General features: G+C 61.8%; 13 protein-coding genes. 7 read left to right on the forward strand and 6 right to left on the reverse strand.

Annotation, left to right across the window (positions count from 1 at the left end; genetic code table 11):
• The first annotated feature begins 13 nt into the window (after positions 1 to 13).
• Positions 14 to 2164, forward strand: coding sequence for a family 10 glycosylhydrolase (locus tag ACFULT_RS24860; RefSeq protein ID WP_378482817.1), 2151 nt, complete (start codon positions 14 to 16; stop codon positions 2162 to 2164).
• A complete protein-coding gene (locus ACFULT_RS24865; RefSeq protein ID WP_378482818.1) occupies positions 2161 to 3096 on the forward strand; it encodes a D-2-hydroxyacid dehydrogenase in 936 nt (311 codons plus the stop codon). The genes ACFULT_RS24860 and ACFULT_RS24865 overlap by 4 nt, the downstream gene beginning before the upstream one ends.
• A 122-nt stretch (positions 3097 to 3218) precedes the next feature.
• Here ACFULT_RS24865 and ACFULT_RS24870 read toward each other — a convergent pair whose 3' ends face one another.
• The 5 genes from ACFULT_RS24870 to ACFULT_RS24890 all read right to left on the reverse strand — a co-directional run bounded on the left by ACFULT_RS24870 (position 3219) and on the right by ACFULT_RS24890 (position 9316).
• The gene (locus ACFULT_RS24870; RefSeq protein ID WP_378482819.1) at positions 3219 to 4286 is read right to left on the reverse strand and encodes an LLM class flavin-dependent oxidoreductase; all 1068 of its coding nucleotides are present in this window, start codon (positions 4284 to 4286) and stop codon (positions 3219 to 3221) included.
• 28 nt (positions 4287 to 4314) lie between these two features.
• Entirely contained in the window at positions 4315 to 5088 is a 774-nt protein-coding gene (locus tag ACFULT_RS24875) for an SDR family oxidoreductase (RefSeq protein WP_037112967.1), read from the reverse strand.
• 44 nt (positions 5089 to 5132) lie between these two features.
• The gene (locus ACFULT_RS24880) at positions 5133 to 6182 is read right to left on the reverse strand and encodes a 2,3-butanediol dehydrogenase (RefSeq protein ID WP_037112969.1); all 1050 of its coding nucleotides are present in this window, start codon (positions 6180 to 6182) and stop codon (positions 5133 to 5135) included.
• 38 nt (positions 6183 to 6220) lie between these two features.
• Entirely contained in the window at positions 6221 to 7591 is a 1371-nt protein-coding gene (locus ACFULT_RS24885) for an NAD-dependent succinate-semialdehyde dehydrogenase (protein WP_378482820.1), read from the reverse strand.
• Positions 7592 to 7684: 93 nt separating this feature from the next.
• The gene (locus ACFULT_RS24890) at positions 7685 to 9316 is read right to left on the reverse strand and encodes an NAD(P)/FAD-dependent oxidoreductase (protein WP_094719659.1); all 1632 of its coding nucleotides are present in this window, start codon (positions 9314 to 9316) and stop codon (positions 7685 to 7687) included.
• A 223-nt stretch (positions 9317 to 9539) separates the two neighbouring features.
• Here ACFULT_RS24890 and ACFULT_RS24895 point away from each other — a divergent pair, with 223 nt between their 5' ends.
• Positions 9540 to 11270, forward strand: coding sequence for a helix-turn-helix domain-containing protein (locus tag ACFULT_RS24895; RefSeq protein WP_176459925.1), 1731 nt, complete (start codon positions 9540 to 9542; stop codon positions 11268 to 11270).
• A gap of 18 nt (positions 11271 to 11288) precedes the next feature.
• Here the strand turns inward: ACFULT_RS24895 and ACFULT_RS24900 are convergent, their stop codons facing one another.
• Positions 11289 to 12182, reverse strand: a complete 894-nt coding sequence (locus ACFULT_RS24900; RefSeq protein WP_094719657.1) for a LysR family transcriptional regulator — start codon at positions 12180 to 12182, stop codon at positions 11289 to 11291.
• Between the two features lie 86 nt (positions 12183 to 12268).
• Here ACFULT_RS24900 and ACFULT_RS24905 point away from each other — a divergent pair, with 86 nt between their 5' ends.
• The 4 genes from ACFULT_RS24905 to ACFULT_RS24920 all read left to right on the forward strand — a co-directional run bounded on the left by ACFULT_RS24905 (position 12269) and on the right by ACFULT_RS24920 (position 16706).
• Positions 12269 to 13447, forward strand: coding sequence for an acyl-CoA dehydrogenase family protein (locus ACFULT_RS24905; protein ID WP_378482821.1), 1179 nt, complete (start codon positions 12269 to 12271; stop codon positions 13445 to 13447).
• Positions 13444 to 14664 carry a CaiB/BaiF CoA transferase family protein gene (locus tag ACFULT_RS24910; RefSeq protein ID WP_378482822.1) on the forward strand — a complete coding sequence of 407 codons (1221 nt, stop codon included), beginning with the start codon at positions 13444 to 13446 and terminating at the stop codon, positions 14662 to 14664. Before ACFULT_RS24905 ends, ACFULT_RS24910 begins: the two co-directional genes overlap by 4 nt.
• 35 nt (positions 14665 to 14699) lie before the next feature.
• Complete coding sequence (gene fabG, locus ACFULT_RS24915; protein ID WP_037112976.1) at positions 14700 to 15428, forward strand: 3-oxoacyl-ACP reductase FabG; 729 nt, start codon at positions 14700 to 14702, stop codon at positions 15426 to 15428.
• A 63-nt stretch (positions 15429 to 15491) separates the two neighbouring features.
• A complete protein-coding gene (locus ACFULT_RS24920; protein ID WP_378482823.1) occupies positions 15492 to 16706 on the forward strand; it encodes an acetyl-CoA C-acetyltransferase in 1215 nt (404 codons plus the stop codon).
• Positions 16707 to 16709: the final 3 nt, after the last annotated feature.

The following is a 16709-nucleotide window of genomic DNA, read 5'->3' on the forward strand; positions in this document are numbered from 1 at the left end:
ACCAGGAGGAATCTTGAGCATCACTGCTGCGGGTCGTGAGACAACGAGCGAGGAAGACCGGATGTGGTACCGCCGTGCTCGTCGGTGGACCCAACTTACTTTCGTCGAAGACGATCCTCTGCACTTCGATCGGGAATTCTGGGTGGACGTCATGACTCGGACGCGATCGACCGGCGCGTGCATAAGTGCAGGCGGTTACGTTGCGTACTACCCGTCGAAGATTCCGTTTCATTACACGAGCAAGTTTCTCGGCGACATGGACCTGTTCGGCATGGTGAACGAGGATGCACGACGTCTGGACATGAATGTCATGGCCCGAATAGACCCGCACGCTGTGCATGCGGACGCGGCCGAAGCGCATCCTGAATGGATCGCCCGGGACGAAGAGGGAAATGCCATGGAGCACTGGGCATACCCTGACATCTGGCTGACGTGTCCTTTCAGCACCTACTACAGCGAATTCATTGTCGATATCACCCGCGAGATCGTGCGGGAGTACGACGTCGATGCAGTCTTTGCAAACCGGTGGGAGGGAAGTTCGTCGATCTCGTACAGTGAGGGGGCTCGCAAGCTCTACTTCGACGCGACGGGAAATCAGCTGCCCGTCGGCGCGGATCGAAGTACACGGGCATGGGCAGAATACTTCGCGTGGCGCTCGGACCAACTCAGTCGGCAAATCGTCGCGTGGGACGAGGCGACCCGAAGCGTGAATCCTCGTAGTAGTTTCATTCCTAACCGTGGTGCTCGGATGGTTCGGGATCTGAACTCGGAGTTGGTGAAAGGAATGTACCCGGCATTTTTCATCGACAAGCAGGGTAGGTCTCCGAGAGAGGCAATCTGGGCCGCCGGCCGAGTGGGTAAGCGCGCTCGCGGAGTCTTTCCGGATCGACCCGTGAGCCTGATCAGCTCTGTGGGACCGGAGAATCATCAACACCGTTGGAAGGACTCGGTCGCCTCCGGTGCGGAATTGCAGGCCTGGATCGTCGACGGATTCGTTCACGGGGCGACCCCGTGGTTCACGAAGTTCAACGCACGAGTGCCGGACGCACGGTGGGTCGAACCCATTGCCCATGCGTTCGGACTACACGAGAAGGCCGAGGCGTTGTACGGCACGAAGACGCCGACCGCGCGGGTCGCGATCTTCGACGCGATCACGCCTGCCGGTGCCGACTCACCCACCGGTGGCTACATGAGCGAGGATTCGTCCGAAGACGGCCTGTGCCAGGCATTGTTGGAGGCCCGCATCCCGTTCGAATACATCGACGGAGATGCGCTGACGGACCGTCGCATTCACCAGTTCACGGTAGTCGTGGTGCCCGGCAGCGTTGACCTGTCGGTGGATCACATAGCGGTACTAGGCGACTTCCTGGACGCCGGCGGGCGCCTGCTGGCGGACTCCGAAGCAGTACTCGACAGTGATGGAACCGCGAACGGTCTCGCTGGATTGCTCGGTGTGCGAGTCACCGGTGACATTCGACGTGGGGTGCAGAACAATTACGCTGCCATCGTCGATCCGACTCACCCTTCGGCGACGGCATTCGCAGGGACGGAAAGGATTCTGGGCGGGACATCGATCGTTCCGGTGGAGGCAGAGTCGTGGACGTCGGTGCCGTTCCGCTTCATTCCCGATTTTCCAGATCTCCCGATGGAGGAGGTGTATCCGCGAGAAGCGCCACGAGATCCAGCAGTAGTGCTCGGTGAGCACGACAACGGCGGCCGGACTGCGTTCGTGGCGTTCGACCTTCCTGCTCTGTTCTGGGAGGCACTGCAAGTGGACCACGGGGAACTCATCGGTGGTCTGGTTCGATGGCTGCTCGACGGTGACGAACCGGTGACTGTGGTCGGACAGGGTTTGGTGGACATTGCTGTTCGATCGTCCGACGAAGGCGTTGCGGTGTCCATCGTGAACCTGGACAACCCGAAAGCCATGCGAGGACAGTTGCGTTCTTCGACACCGATCGGAACTCAGACAATCTCGATTGCGCTTCCTGCCGATACTTCCACCGCGTCGGTCAGGACATTGACAGAGCCCGGGTTCACGTCTGTCGACGCAGTTGACGGCCGGGTCACCTTCGACGTGCCCGGAGTCGATCTGCTGGAGGTCGTCGAAGTCGCGTGGACGAGTCCGCTCGTGCGAGGAGCCTTGGCGGGTGCCGAGTCATGACTGCGGTGTTCGTCTCGTGCACCGGCGAGGTGGAGGCGAGAGTTCGTGCCGTCGCAGGTGACGCGCCGGTGGAGTTCGTCGACGTGGCGGCAAATATCAGCTCGCCGCCCGATCAGGTCGAAGCGATCGTGAACGTGGTCGAACCGTTGGAATTTCATCTGTTTCCTCGACTCGACTGGGTGCACACCGCTACCGCGGGTGTCGACGGATTCGACATCGGATCGCTGAACTCGCGCGGTGTCACCGTGACGTCGGCTGCGGGAAACGGTGGTGTCGCGCTCGCCGAGCATTCGATGATGCTCATGATGATGTTGAACCGAGATTGCACGAGATGGATTCGAGCACAACAAGAGCGAAGCTGGGACCGTTTCCTGCACGGAGAACTGGCCGGTCGAACTGTCGTGGTGATCGGAATGGGCGCAGCAGGTAAGGAACTCGCGCGGCGAGCGGCTGCATTCGACATGACGGTCGTAGGAGTGACACGGAGTCCGCACGATTCGATTCCGTACGTGACGCGCCTCGAAACGTCGGATCGTCTCGCTTCTGTGGTCGCCGATGCGGACTTCCTCGTGGTCGCAGCGCCGGCTACTCCGGCGACAGCGGGATTGGTCGACGCTACTGTTCTGGATTCGTTACCGGCACACGCGTTCGTCATCTGTGTCTCCAGAGGTGGAATCATCGATGAAGACGCCCTCGTCAGCAGGTTGTCGGACGGCCGGCTCGCTGGGGCGGGTCTGGATGCGCACCGCGTGGAACCTCTGCCGGTCGACTCTCCGCTGTGGCTCATGCCGAATGTAATCGTCACTCCACACAACGGAGCTACCTCGGACGGGACAGTGCGGCGAGGTATCGAGATCTTGGTCGACAACGCCACGCGCTATTTCTCCGGAGAGAAGCTTCGCAACATCGTGGATGCAGGCAAGGGGTACTGACTCACGCTTGCGGTAGGGCTGTGATGGCTGGACGAGAATAGCGGGCCAGTGCGATTGTATTCGCACTGGCCCGCGATCTGTTCAGAATCCAATTCCCGCTGGTGTCGAGGTCTGGATCCGCGTCAACTCGACACTGACTCCGCCGGAGCGCGGGTCAGTTTGCGAGTGACGTCCGGTATGACCTTGTCGGCGATGTATTGAATGCGCGCTGAACCCGATTCGACCGACTCGCCGGGAAGCTGAGCCCAGTAGTGGAAGTCGCGGATTTGGGGGAATTCCATTGCCATACCGACCAATTCATCGACAGCCATGGATGCATCCATGAGTTTGTATGCGCCGGCGTCCAACAGGTGCTGCGGATTGTCGAACGATGAGGGCTGATCGGGTCCTTCGAACGAACCCCATTCGATGTACTTGTTCATCTGATAGAGCGCGTGCTCCCCGATTCTTGCCCACTCGCGCTCGGGATCCTCGGCCACGACGGCCCACTGACTGGCGTAGATACGCGCGTCGTCCAGGTTCTTGCCGTGCTTGGCGATCGATTCTTGGTAGTTCGTGAAATGTGCGTTCTGCAATGTGATCACGCCATCGGCGAGGCGCGCAGCCCGGTCGATGCCAATGGGCGATTGGGCGCCGATCAGGAGGCGCGGGGCCACTTCGGGCACGGGGGTTATCGGAAGCGCAGGGACCGAGAACCGCTTTCCCTCGTACGCTTCACCGGTTCCTGACCACGCGTGTCGGATGACTGCGATGGCGTCTTCGAGCAGACTGGGCCGCTGCTTGACCTTCCGACCGAACGCGGCGAACTCTTTCTCGTGGTAGCCGAGTCCGAGACCCAGTTCGAAGCGATTGTCGGTGAGGAACGACAGTGCGGCGGCATCCTCGGCGAGGCGAATGGGTTCATGCAGTCCGGCAACGATGATGTTGGTGCCGATACGCATGGTTTTCGTGCGGGCACCGATGGCGGCAGCAACGACCAGGGGAGACGCTGCGTAGTCGTCCTCGGCGAAATGATGCTCGCTCAACCACGCAGATCCGAAACCGAGCGATTCGGCCCAGACGACCTGATCCACCGATTCTCGGTAGAGAGAGCCGAGGGGGCGACGCCACCGCTGTGGGTTGCGGAAGTCGTACCACAAACCGAACGTCGGAACTTGGTACTTCGATGCAGACGGGTCGAGCGAGTTCATCATTCCTCCACGTTGAGTAAAGCGAACATCAAACGAAAAGCATGCCGCCGTCGATCAGGGCGGCCTGGCCGGTCATGTAGTTCGAGTCGGGTCCGGCCAAGTAGGACACGTATGCTGCGACATCCTCGCCGGTGGATACGCGACCGAGGGTGATTCCTGCGGCCATCGCCTTCATCGATTCGCCCTTGCCGACGCCGTTGATCGCGCCGAGATCGCGGTCGACCTCGACCCACATGTTGGTGTCGACGATGCCGGGGCAGTACGCATTGACGGTGATACCGTGCTCAGCCCATTCCTGCGCTGCTGCTTGAGTCAGTGCTCGTACTCCGAATTTGGACGAGCTGTACACACCGAGGAGCGGGAATCCCTTGTGTCCTGCAATCGACGATGCGCCGATGATCTTCCCGCCGGTGCCCTGCGCGATCATCACGCGGGCAGCTTCGGTGTAGCAGAGGAACATTCCACGGCCGTTGACTGCGTGGACCTTGTCGTACTCCTCGGGTGTGACATCGAGCAGTGCCTTGGTCTGTGCGATTCCGGCGTTGGCGACGATCACGTCGAGCGAGCCGAGTTGCTCGGCGGTGTCGGTCATGAGCGCGCGAACCGATGCATGATCACTGACGTCGCCGGTGAGAGCAATGGTCCGAACGCCGTGGGAAGCAACCTCGCCACGTGTTTTTTCCAGTTCCTCGGACATCGACGGTAGGTCGGACAAGGCGATGTCGTGGCCGTCCTGTGCGAGGCGTAGGGCGATCGATCGGCCGATTCCGCGTGCCGATCCGGTGATGTGTGCGACTGTCATAGTCGTCTCCTGAATTTCGTTGGGGAGCAGTGCAGAAGTGCAGGTCAGGCCGTCGGATCGACCAACAACTTCATCTTGCGGCCGGCTCGAAGCTCTTCGAACCCACCGTTGACCACGTCACCGAGGGCGATGGTGTCGACCCATCCGGTGGTGTCGTAGTGGCCCTTGGCCATGAGATCGATGACTGCGCGGTAGTCGTCGCTGGTGTAGCAGATGGTTCCCTGGATGCGTCGCTCCTGCAGAACGAGGTTGATCAGGGGTGTCGACAGCGGCTTGTCGTAGATGGCAACACTGATCAGCGGGCGACGCTCACCGACGCAGTTCAACGCGGAATCGATTGCAGGCGCGACGCCTGCGGCATCGAATGCAGCGTCGACGCCGTCACCGTTCGTTCGGTCGGCGATCAGGGCCGGAACGTCGACCGACATCGGGTCGAGGGTGCGTGCACCGAGCGCCTCGATGGACTTGCGCCTCGTCTCGGATGGCTCGACCACGTCGATCTCGGTGAGGCCCATTCCGCGGAGTGCGAACCAGATACCGATTCCGATCGGGCCTGCGCCGTAGATGAGTGCGCGACTCTGGTCGCCGACCTCGCCGAGTACTGCTGCGTGGTACGCAACCGAGAGCGGTTCGACGAGAGCGCCCATTTCGACCGGAATGCTGTCGGGGAGCTTGTGGATCTGGTTTCGCGGAACGACGGTGTACTCGGCCATGCCGCCGTCCGCCATCAGTCCGTGAAAACCGATCTTCTTGCAGAGGTTGTACTGGCCGTTCAGGCATGGTCGGCATTCACCGCACCGGTAGATCGGCTCGATGGCAACGGAATCGCCCTCCGCGACATCATCGACGCCGGCTCCGACAGCGGTGACGGTCCCGGAGAACTCGTGTCCGAGGATCAACGGCATCGCTTTGTTGGTCAGCGGGTGCGGATCGGACGGCGGAATGAAGATCGGGCCGTCGTAGAATTCGTGCAGATCGGTACCGCAGATGCCGTTTCGAGCGACGCGCACCTTCACCTGCCCTGGCCCTGGATTGGGCTCGGGGACATCCTCGATCTCTACCTTGTGGTTACCGTAGTAGACAGCTGCGCGCATGTTCGTTCTCCTTGTATGGGAATCGGTCGAGGGTTGTGTCAGAGAGTGCGGACGAGCTTTTTGTTCGCGAACTCGTCGAGACCGAATCGCCCGAGTTCGCGTCCGATGCCGGATGTTTTCACTCCGCCGAACGGCATGTCGGGTGCACTCTTGATGGTGGTGTTGATGCCCACCATGCCGACATCGAGACGATCGGTCACGTACGAGGCCTCGGCGTCGTCGGTGGTGAAGACGGCGCTTCCGAGACCGAAGGGGGAATCGTTCGCGAGATCGATTGCAGCGTCGGTCGACTCGACTTTGTGCAACACTGCAACCGGTCCGAAGAGCTCCTCGCGGTAAGCCCTCATGTCCGGAGTGACGCCGGAAAGCACGGTCGCAGGGTAGTAGGCCCCGTCACCGTCGGGCACGGTTCCACCCAGGTGCACCGTGGCGCCCTTGGCCACCGCGTCGGCGACCTGTTCGGCAATCTCGTCACGTCCGCTGACGGAGGACATCGGTCCCAGCCGCGTTGCAGCGTCCGTCGGGTCGCCCATGGTCCAGGACTCGGCTGCCGACACGAAACCGTCGAGGAATTCGTCCCACACCGACGCGTCGACGATCATGCGCTTGGACGAGGTGCATGCCTGACCGGCGTTGCCGAACCGACCTGGTACGGCCGCGGCGACAGCATCGCCCAGGTCGGCACCGGCGAGCACGATGAACGGGTCCGATCCACCGAGTTCGAGTACGGCCTTCTTCATGTGTTTGCCCGCCAGCTGGCCGATGATGCTGCCTGCTCGCTCCGAACCAGTGAGCGAGACGCCCTGAATCCTGGGATCGGCGATGAGGTCGGCAATTTGGTCGCTGGAGGCGAAGATGTTCCTGTACACCCCGTCGGGGCTGCCGGCATCGCGCAGCATGGCCTCGATCGCGAGAGCCTGCTGCGGACAGTTGCTGGCGTGCTTGAGCAGGATCGTGTTGCCCAGCAGCAGGTTCGGGGCGACGAATCGTGCGACCTGGTAGTAAGGGAAGTTCCAGGGCATGATGCCGACGAGGGCTCCGATGGGCGCGGTGCGTACCAGCGCTCGCCCGGAGCCGGCGATGTCGAGTTCCTCGTCTGCGAGCAGCTCCTGGCCCTTGGTGGCGTAGTACTCGAAGATCGATGCGGAGAGCTTGACCTCGCCGCGGGCCTGCGCGATGGGCTTGCCCATCTCGAGCGTCATCAGTTCGGCGAGTTCTGTTTCGCGTTCGCGATGCAGATCGGCGACACGCTGGAGAACTGCTGCGCGATCGGCCACCTCGGTGGTGCGCCAGTCTCGGTAAGCGTTGTCGGCGGCGGACAGCGACTCCATTGCCTGCTCGTCCGTCAACGTCTCGAACTTCGCCACGACGGTACCGGTAGTGGGGTCGGTAGTTGCGTATTTGCTCATCAGCACGTCTTTCGTAGCAGGACGCCGGCCGGGCGAGACGAGAAAGCTCAGCCGGCCGGCGTGATGTGTGCGGTGTTCAGTTCGACGTTCGACTCAGGCGGGCTTCAACACGTCGGATTGGGTGAGGAAGCTCGGGTAACCCGAAGCCTTCTCGTTGTCGAGAACGGAACGGTATTCCTTGATTCCACCGAGGTAGAACATGACCGTGCGCTTCTTACCGGGGATGTTGGCGCCGAAAATCCACGAGGCAGCCTTGGGGAACAGCGTCTGCTCGGCGATGTCGGAGCAGATCTCCGTCCATTCGGTTTCGATGTTCGGCTTGGCCTCGATCCAACCGGTCGAGTTCTCCTCGATGTTCTTGATCGTGTCCGAGATCCACTCGACCTGGGTCTCGATCGACGGCGGCAGGTTCGTGAAAGGACCGTTCGGGCCGAGGATCATGAACATGTTCGGGAAGCCGGTCGTGGCCATACCCAGGTAGCTCGTCGGACCGTCCTGCCAGTGCTCCTTCAGGCTTTCGTTGTCGCGGCCTCGAATATCGACCTTGACGTAGTTGCCGTCGACGGCGTCGAACCCGGTTGCGCAGATCAGAACGTCGATCTTGTGCAGTTCTCCGTCCTCGGTGACGATCCCCTCGGCAGTCAGCTCGCGAATGGGGTTTTCGCCGACATGGACGAGCGACACGTTGTCGCGGTTGAACGTCTCGTAGAGGCCCGAGTCGCACAACGGACGGCGGGCGTAGAGGTCGGTGGGCGTCAGCTTGCGAGCCGTCTCGGGATCCTTGACGATCTCGGCGATTTTCGCACGAATGAACTTTGCAGCCTCTTCGTTTGCATCGACATTGGTGGCGATGTCACTGAAGGTCTCGAACATGAAGCGGAAGCCGCCGCCTTCGTCCCAGGCGCGCTGGAAGATGCTCTCGCGTTCTTCGGCGGAGACGCTGAAGGTTTCGATTTCGCTCTCGACGAATCCCATTGCGACGCTCGAGTTGCGGACCTGGTCCCAGTTGGCTTCGAAGTTTTCCTTCTGGCTGGCCAGCTCCTCGTTCGACAGCACGCGGTTGCCTGCGGGAACGCTGTACTGAGGAGTGCGCTGGAAGGAGGTGAGGTGACCCGCGATCGGCGCGACGGCCGTGATGACCTGGCCTCCGGTCGAACCGTTTCCGATGACACCCACGCGCTTGCCGGTGAGGTCGAGATCCTCGGGCCACGCGCCGGTGTGAACCAATCGTCCCTCGAAGTTCTCGACACCGGGGAAATTCGGGACATTGGTTGCCGACAGCAAGCCGAGACCATTGACGAGGTAACGCGCCTTGAATGTGACTCCGCGGTCGGTGGTCACGGTCCAGATGCCGGCGACCTCATCGAAGCTCGCGGACGTCATCGTGGTTTCCAGCTGGATGTCTTCGCGCAGCGAGTATCGATCGACGACACCGTTCAGGTACTCGAGGATCTGTGGCTGACGAACGAACTTCGTGTTCCAAGTGGTCTGGTCGTACAGATCGCGATCGAACGAGTACTGGTAGACGAATCCTTCGGAATCCGACAAGGCACCTGGATACTTGTTCCAGAACCACGTTCCGCCGACTCCGCCGGCCTTGTCGATGGCGACTGCGTTCAATCCGAGTTCTCGGCGCAGCTTGTACAACATGTAGATGCCACCGAAACCGCACCCGACGACGAGCGCGTCGATCTCGCGGATCTGGTCGGGTTGGTGTGTCGTCATGTGATAGCTCCTCCGGCCTACGGCCTTTGTGGTGTAGTTCACGTTCTCTGTCCACAATGGTGAAGTGGCGCACATAGCAGTGGGGTGTGCCAATGTGGAACACCATGGTCCGGGCCCTTTGATCAGCAGTTATGCATGTGTGAACATAATCGGATACGGATTGCGACGTCTTTTGATGCTCAGGGATGATTGACAGTCTGAAAAGAAGATGCTGGAGATGGCGATGAGTGATGTGGTTCGCGAGGCGAAACGGCACCTGATGCGTGCCGGTTTGCTGGCCGGCGTGCCGGACGAGGGTGTGGTGCCGGAGCTCATTCTGCGGAGTTGGAGACGCTCGATCGGTAGCAGTGCAGACAGCATGCTGCCGTCTCAGAAGTACGACGAGATCGATGCGGATTCGATTCTGCGTCGAGCGGCAGACCCTGTGCTCGACCGCTGGCAGGACCAGCTGTCGAACACGGGGACGACACTGTTTCTGAGTGACCGAGCGGGCAGCATCGTGGCCCGCCGGGCCAGCGACCGGGGACTTCGACGCAAGCTGGATCGTGTGAATGCTGCGGAGGGTTTCGATTACTCCGAGAACACGATCGGGACCAACGGGCTCGGCACTTCGATGGTGGAGGGCCGTGCGGTCTACATCGAGGGCAGCCAGCACTTCAACGAGTCCCTGGCTGTCCTGGCATGCGCCGCGGTGCCGGTCTACACGCCGTCCGGTCTGGTGATCGGGTCGGTATCGCTCGGTGGCCCCCTCGATGTTGCGAGTTCGCTGATGCTCACTCTCACGAAAGAGATCGGCCAGCAGATCGAAGAACGACTCAAAGCTGCGGCCAGGCCACAAGACCTGGCGCTGGCAATGTCCTTCATGCGCTATGCAAATTCGCGACGTCCGACGGTCATCATGGACCGTGAGTCACTCCTCGCGAACACGCCGGGGCTCCCGTACGTCAGTGTGGATTCCCATGTGCTTCTGTGGGATCGGCTGAGCGAACACGACTGGTCCACCAGAAGTACTGCTCACTGGGAGATCGAATCCGGAACGGTTGCCGTGGCTGCCAGGCGGGTGGTGGAGGGGGCACGCGATTACTACGTGCTGCATTTCGCTCCGATTCCGACGGACGAACGTCCAGCGGGCGGGACGGTGTCTTCATCGAACGCTGCGCCCCGTTCCGGCGAAGCGGCCGATACACGGGCTGCAGTTGCAGTCGTCGCCGGTCCTGCAGGGTCGGGCCGTGCCACCGAAGCGCTCACCCTGCGAAACGATCGTGGGCTGATCGGGGACCTCGAGGTCGTACTTCTTGCCTCGGGCACGGATACACCGTGGTCGGCGATTTCGGACCTTCTGGCCGGTGGTCGTGACGTCCTGGTCCGGCGGCTGGAGTCGATCACGGACGACGACGACACCGATGCAATCGCGTCGCTTGTGGCCGCTCATCGAGAGGCCGTGACACTGGGCCGGAAGAGTGTGCTGACGTTCACCGTGTCGATGGAGTCGTCCACGCCCGCAATCAAGAATCTGGTCGAGGAGTGGGGCGTCGACGTGCATATCCGGCCTCTCGTCGATACGCCGGATCGAATTCCTGGACTCGTGCGCAGTGTGCTCGATCGGGTGGACACCACCCGTCGGCACTCGATGTCGCCCACGGCGCTGCAGTCGTTGATGCAGGCCGAGTGGCCCGGGAACATCGCGGAACTCACCGATGTACTGACGACCTTGGCGTCCGAGGTTCCTACGTCCGTCATCGAGCGAACACACTTACCGGAGCATCTACAGCGAGCGCCCGCACGTCGAAAGCTGACCATGATGGAATCGGCTGAACGCGTGGCTATCATCGAAGCGCTCGACCGGGCCGGCGGAAACAAGTCGCTCGCCGCGGAGCTGCTCGGAATCGGCCGGACGACGTTGTACCGACGAGTGCGTCAATTGGGGCTCGACGAGGGTGAAGGATCCCTCTGACCTTTCGGGGGGGGGGGGTCACTCGGGGCCGTCGAGTCCGACGACGTTGCGGAGAATTACTCGCAGAGCGGGATTGGTGTTGTCACGCCGCCACGCGGCTCTCATGTCCACGTCCGCCGTCGTGTCGTCCAGTGGAACGAAGACCACGTGTGGGTCGGTCACGTTGTCCGCCACCGAGGCCAAGGTGAGGTGGCACCCGACCTCGGCCGCGACCAAGGCCAGCGCGGTCTGAGTATCCGGCGCAATCTGCACTACATCCGCGACGAACCCGTGAGCGTCGGCGAGGCGTCGTAGTCGATCGGGGAGAACCGAGCCTTCGTGCAGGGGGAGTGACACGAACTGCTCGGTCGCCAACCGGTCGATGCGCACGTGTCGGGCGTCCGCAAGTGGGTGGGTGTCTGCGAACGCCACCACCAGGTGATCGCGTAGGACGATCTCGGACTCGATGCCCGACGGAATGACGTCCCACCTGCCCAGCGCGATGTCCGTATCACCGTTGAGCAGCCGTTTCATCGCCGGCTGCGCGAAGTTCTGGCTGGAGAGCTCCAACTCGAGGCCCGGATGCTGCGATCGGACGACTCGTGCCAGCCGCGCAACCATCCGATGCGTCGACACTCCGGCGAATGCGATCTTGACTCGCCCGGTCTCACCGCCGTCGGCCGACTTGACCGCGTCTTCCGCAGACCGCATCGCTTCCAGGACAGCTCGGGCGGGCCCTATGAGGGCCTGCCCGCTCGCGGTCAAACGAACCGATCGGGTGTTTCGATCGAACAGCGTGGCGTCGAGGTGCTTTTCGAGCTGTTTGATGGTGCGACTCAACGGTGGTTGCGCGACGTGCAAGCGTGCCGCCGCTCGACCGAAATGGAGTTCCTCGGCGACCGCGAGGAACGCTCGCAGCTGTTCGACATCCATGCCTTCTCCTTTATTTCTGATTCTGTATAACAGAAGTACCAATTAAGTATTTGACTGATTGTAATGTGCGCCACGATAGTGAGTACATGGACACGCTGAATCCCGATGTACCCGACGACGTCTTCGCCGACGTACTGAAGCAGATCTCGCACTTCGTTCGCTCGCGCGTCGTGCCACGTGAACTCGAAATCATGAACGAAGACGCAATCCCGGCGGATGTGCGGACACAATCCGCGGAGATGGGCCTGTTCGGGTTCGCGATTCCGCAGGAATGGGGCGGACTGGGTCTCAATCTGATTCAGGATGTCGAAGTCGCGATGGAGCTCGGCTACACGTCGCTGGCACTGAGGTCGATGTTCGGTACCAACAACGGGATTGCTGGGCAGGTTCTCGTCGGTTTCGGTACCGAGGAGCAGAAGGCGAAGTGGCTGCCGGGTATGGCAGCAGGTGACATCGTCGCTTCCTTCGCTCTGACCGAGGACGGTGCCGGATCGAATCCCGCTGGACTGAGGACGACAGCCAAGGTCGACGGCTCGGGCTGGGTGATCAACGGCAACAAGCGGTACATCACCAACGCCCCGATTGCCGATATGTTCGTCGTATTTGCCAAGGTGGATCCGAAACCTGAGAGCGGTAACGGTATCGCTGTGTTCCTTGTCCCTGCCGACACTCCGGGAATCACCGTCGGGGTGAAGGACGCCAAGATGGGCCAGCAGGGATCCGGAACTGCAGACGTGACGTTCACCGACGTGAGGGTCGAGGCCGACTCGCTTGTCGGCGGCAACGGCGACATCGGGTACAAAGCGGCCATGACCTCGTTGGCGCGCGGGCGAGTGCATATTGCGGCGTTGGCTGTTGGTCAAGCTCAACGGGCGCTCGACGAATCGGTGTCCTACGCCGCGGCGTCGACGCAAGGTGGAGAGCCGATCGGAAACTTCCAATTGGTCCAAGCAATGATCGCCGACCAGCAGGCAGGGGTCATGGCCGGCCGCGCCATGGTTCGGGAAGCAGCGAGGGCTTGGGTCGAGGAAACAGACCGACGCATCGCCCCCTCTGCCGTCAAACTCTTCTGCACCGAAATGGTCGGCAAGGTAGCCGATCTCGCGGTCCAGATCCACGGCGGTGCAGGATATATGCGCGAGGTCCCCGTCGAACGCATCTACCGCGATGTCCGGCTGCTGCGCTTGTACGAAGGCACCAGTGAAATCCAGCGCCTGATTGTTGGCGGAGGGCTGATCCGCGCGGAACAGAAGCGCACCAAATGAACGCACCACTCGAAGGTTTCACTGTCGTAGCGATCGAACAGGCCGTCGCTGCACCGCTTGCGACGAGAAACCTTGCCGACCTCGGCGCGCGGGTGATCAAGATCGAGCGCACCGACGGAGGGGATCTGGCACGGGGCTACGACCATGCGGTCCACGGGACGGCCGCTCATTTCGTCTGGCTCAACCGCGGCAAGGAATCTCTCGCAATCGATCTCAAGGCTCCGCAGGGACGTGCGGTGGTGCACGAACTGATCGGCACCGCAGACGTGTTCATTCAGAATCTTGCTCCGGGTGCCGCAGCACGACTCGGTTTCGGTGCCGATGAGCTGCGGGCAGCTCGGCCTGAGTTGGTCGTCGTGAACATGTCCGGCTTCGGCAACGGCGGGCCGATGCGTGACCGCAAGTCCTACGACATGTTGATTCAGGCCGAATCCGGTTTGATCTCCATCACCGGCACCCCCGACGAACCTGCGAAGACCGGTATCCCCACGGCTGATATCGCGACCGGGATGTACTGCGCACAATCGGTTCTGGCCGCCCTTCTGCGTCGCGGTAGAACAGGAGAGGGCGCCACTATCGACGTGTCGATGCTCGACTCGACTGTCGAGTGGCTGGGGCACGCGATGTACACCCAGATGTACACCGGAGTGCAGCCACCTCGCATGGGTGTGAGCCACATATCCATCGCACCGTACGACAGGTATCCGACGCGCGACGGACAAATCTTGATCGGTGTGCAGAACGACCGTGGATGGCAGACGTTGGTGAACAGCGTCCTCGATATCCCGGAAATGGCCGACGATCCGCGCTTCGCCACGAATGTTCTGCGCGTCCGAAACCGAGGCGAGTGCGACTCCGTCGTCGCCGAACGAACGGCGACGTTCACCACCGAAGCCCTCGACGCAAAGCTGGCCGCAGCCGGGATACCGGCAGCGCAGGTCAAACAGATGGCGCAGGTTGTCGACCACCCTCAACTCGTCGAGCGAGATCGGTGGCGCACTGTGAACACCGAACACGCCACGGCGCGAGCTCTCCTGCCTCCGAGCACCTTCGAAGATTTCGAAGCTCCGATGGGTGATGTTCCGGCGCTCGGACAGCACACTCGCGCGTTGCTGATCGAAGCCGGGCAGGATCCCGATGCTCTGCTGCGTGACGGGGTCGCAGCACAGAGCTCAGCGTTCGACAGCTCTGCATTGGACGCAGCGCCCACGCGCTGACGCTTGTTCACCCAGCTACGGAAAAAGGACTTCTCATGATTTCAGGACGTACAGCGGTCATCACGGGCGGAGCCCAGGGTATCGGGCTGGCGATCGCGACACTGTTTGCCGAGAACGGCGCGAAGATCGTCATCGGTGACCTCGACGAAGCGAAGGCCAAGGAGGCTGCTGACGCTCTGCCTACAGACGCGGTCGGCGTTCGCTGCAATGTGACCTCGGCCGAGGACGTACAGGCGTTGGTCGATACTGCTGTGTCTGCCTTCGGGTCGATCGACATCATGGTCAACAACGCAGGCATCACTCGTGACGCAACCATGCGGAAGATGACCGAAGATCAGTTCGATCAGGTCATCGACGTGCATCTCAAGGGATGCTGGAACGGTACGCGGATCGCGGCGGGTGTCATGCGTGAGAGCGGTGGAGGGTCGATCATCAACCTGTCCTCGATCTCGGCGAAGGTGGGTTTCATCGGTCAGAGCAACTACTCGGCGGCGAAAGCCGGCATCGTCGGCCTCTCGAAAGCTGCGGCGAAAGAGGTGGCGCACCTGGGTGTTCGGGTCAACGTCGTTCAACCCGGTTTGATCAAGACTGCAATGACCGAAGCGATGCCACAGAAGGCGTGGGATCAGAAGATGACGGAAATTCCGATGCAGCGCGCAGGAGATCCACGCGAGGTTGCGTCTGTTGCCCTCTTCTACGCGTCCGACCTGTCGTCGTACATGACCGGGACGGTCTCCGAGGTCACCGGCGGACGCTACATGTAGCAGTGCACGGAACTTCGGTATCCGATCCTGCCTCGCCCGGTCCAAGCACTGATAAGGAAACCCATGCCAGACGCTGTCATCTGTGAACCGCTACGCACGCCGGTAGGGCGTTTCGGGGGCGTGTTTCGCGACGTATCACCACAGGAACTAGCCTCCATCGTCATCGCGGAACTGTGTGCCCGTACCGGAATCGACGGCGGCGTCGTCGACGACGTCATTCTCGGACAGGCGTCCCCGAACGGAGAATCGCCTGCGATCGGTCGAGTCGCCGCGCTGGATGCGGGGCTCGGAATCGAAGTTCCCGGCCAGCAGGTGGACCGTCGGTGCGGGTCAGGACTTCAGGCTGTCCTTCAGGCGTGCATGCAAGTGCAGACGGGTGGCAGCGATCTGGTGTTGGCCGGAGGTGTCGAGAGTATGAGCCAGGCCGAGTTCTACGCCACCGGTATGAGGTGGGGAGTGAAAGCCGAGTCGGTGGCGTTGAGCGATCGGCTCGCGAGGGCCCGAGTGACCGCGGGCGGGAACAACTTCCCGGTTCCCGGGGGAATGATCGAGACGGCCGAAAACCTGCGCGAGGAATTCGACATCAGTCGCGACGATCAGGACGCACTTGCGGTCCAGTCACATCAACGTGCGGTCGCAGCCCAAAGGAACGGCGTGTTCGCGGAGGAGATCGTGGCCGTGCCGGTTGCGCAGCGCCGCGGTGAACCGGTGGTGGTCGATACCGACGAACACCCCCGCGCCGACACGTCGGTCGAATCTCTTGCCACGCTTCGCCCGATTCGGTCGAAGATCGATCCGGCCTCAACCGTCACCGCAGGCAACGCAAGCGGCCAGAACGACGGTGCAGCCCTCGCGATCGTGACCACGCCGGAGCGAGCAACAGCGCTCGGATTACGGCCGGTCGCTCGTCTCGTCAGCTGGGGGCTGGCCGGTGTGCCGCCTCGAACCATGGGTATCGGGCCGGTACCGGCCTCCGAGAAAGCGCTCGGCCGTGCAGGATTGACGATGGCCGACATGGACGTGATCGAGCTCAACGAGGCGTTCGCTGCGCAGACGCTTGCCGTGTTACGTACGTGGGGGATCGAGCCGGACGACAATCGACTCAACCCGAACGGTTCCGGAATATCGCTCGGACACCCGGTCGGTGCCACAGGTGGGCGGATCCTCGCGACCCTCTTGCGCGAGATGCGGCGGCGCGGTGGTCGGTATGGCCTGGAAACAATGTGCATCGGCGGCGGACAAGGTCTCGCTGCCGTGTTCGAGAACATCGATCTGTAGCGG

Source organism: Rhodococcus sp. NPDC057297, assembly GCF_042667435.1.
Classification (GTDB): Bacteria; Actinomycetota; Actinomycetes; order Mycobacteriales; family Mycobacteriaceae; genus Rhodococcoides.

Coding starts and splice junctions, on each gene's coding strand:
- ACFULT_RS24870 (WP_378482819.1), bottom strand. CDS start 4,286: ATGAACTCGCTCGACCCGTCTGCATCGAAGTACCAAGTTCCGACGTTC.
- ACFULT_RS24910 (WP_378482822.1), top strand. CDS start 13,444: ATGAACGCACCACTCGAAGGTTTCACTGTCGTAGCGATCGAACAGGCC.
- fabG (WP_037112976.1), top strand. CDS start 14,700: ATGATTTCAGGACGTACAGCGGTCATCACGGGCGGAGCCCAGGGTATC.
- ACFULT_RS24920 (WP_378482823.1), top strand. CDS start 15,492: ATGCCAGACGCTGTCATCTGTGAACCGCTACGCACGCCGGTAGGGCGT.
- ACFULT_RS24890 (WP_094719659.1), bottom strand. CDS start 9,316: ATGACGACACACCAACCCGACCAGATCCGCGAGATCGACGCGCTCGTC.
- ACFULT_RS24885 (WP_378482820.1), bottom strand. CDS start 7,591: ATGAGCAAATACGCAACTACCGACCCCACTACCGGTACCGTCGTGGCG.
- ACFULT_RS24895 (WP_176459925.1), top strand. CDS start 9,540: ATGAGTGATGTGGTTCGCGAGGCGAAACGGCACCTGATGCGTGCCGGT.
- ACFULT_RS24900 (WP_094719657.1), bottom strand. CDS start 12,182: ATGGATGTCGAACAGCTGCGAGCGTTCCTCGCGGTCGCCGAGGAACTC.
- ACFULT_RS24880 (WP_037112969.1), bottom strand. CDS start 6,182: ATGCGCGCAGCTGTCTACTACGGTAACCACAAGGTAGAGATCGAGGAT.
- ACFULT_RS24865 (WP_378482818.1), top strand. CDS start 2,161: ATGACTGCGGTGTTCGTCTCGTGCACCGGCGAGGTGGAGGCGAGAGTT.
- ACFULT_RS24875 (WP_037112967.1), bottom strand. CDS start 5,088: ATGACAGTCGCACACATCACCGGATCGGCACGCGGAATCGGCCGATCG.
- ACFULT_RS24905 (WP_378482821.1), top strand. CDS start 12,269: ATGGACACGCTGAATCCCGATGTACCCGACGACGTCTTCGCCGACGTA.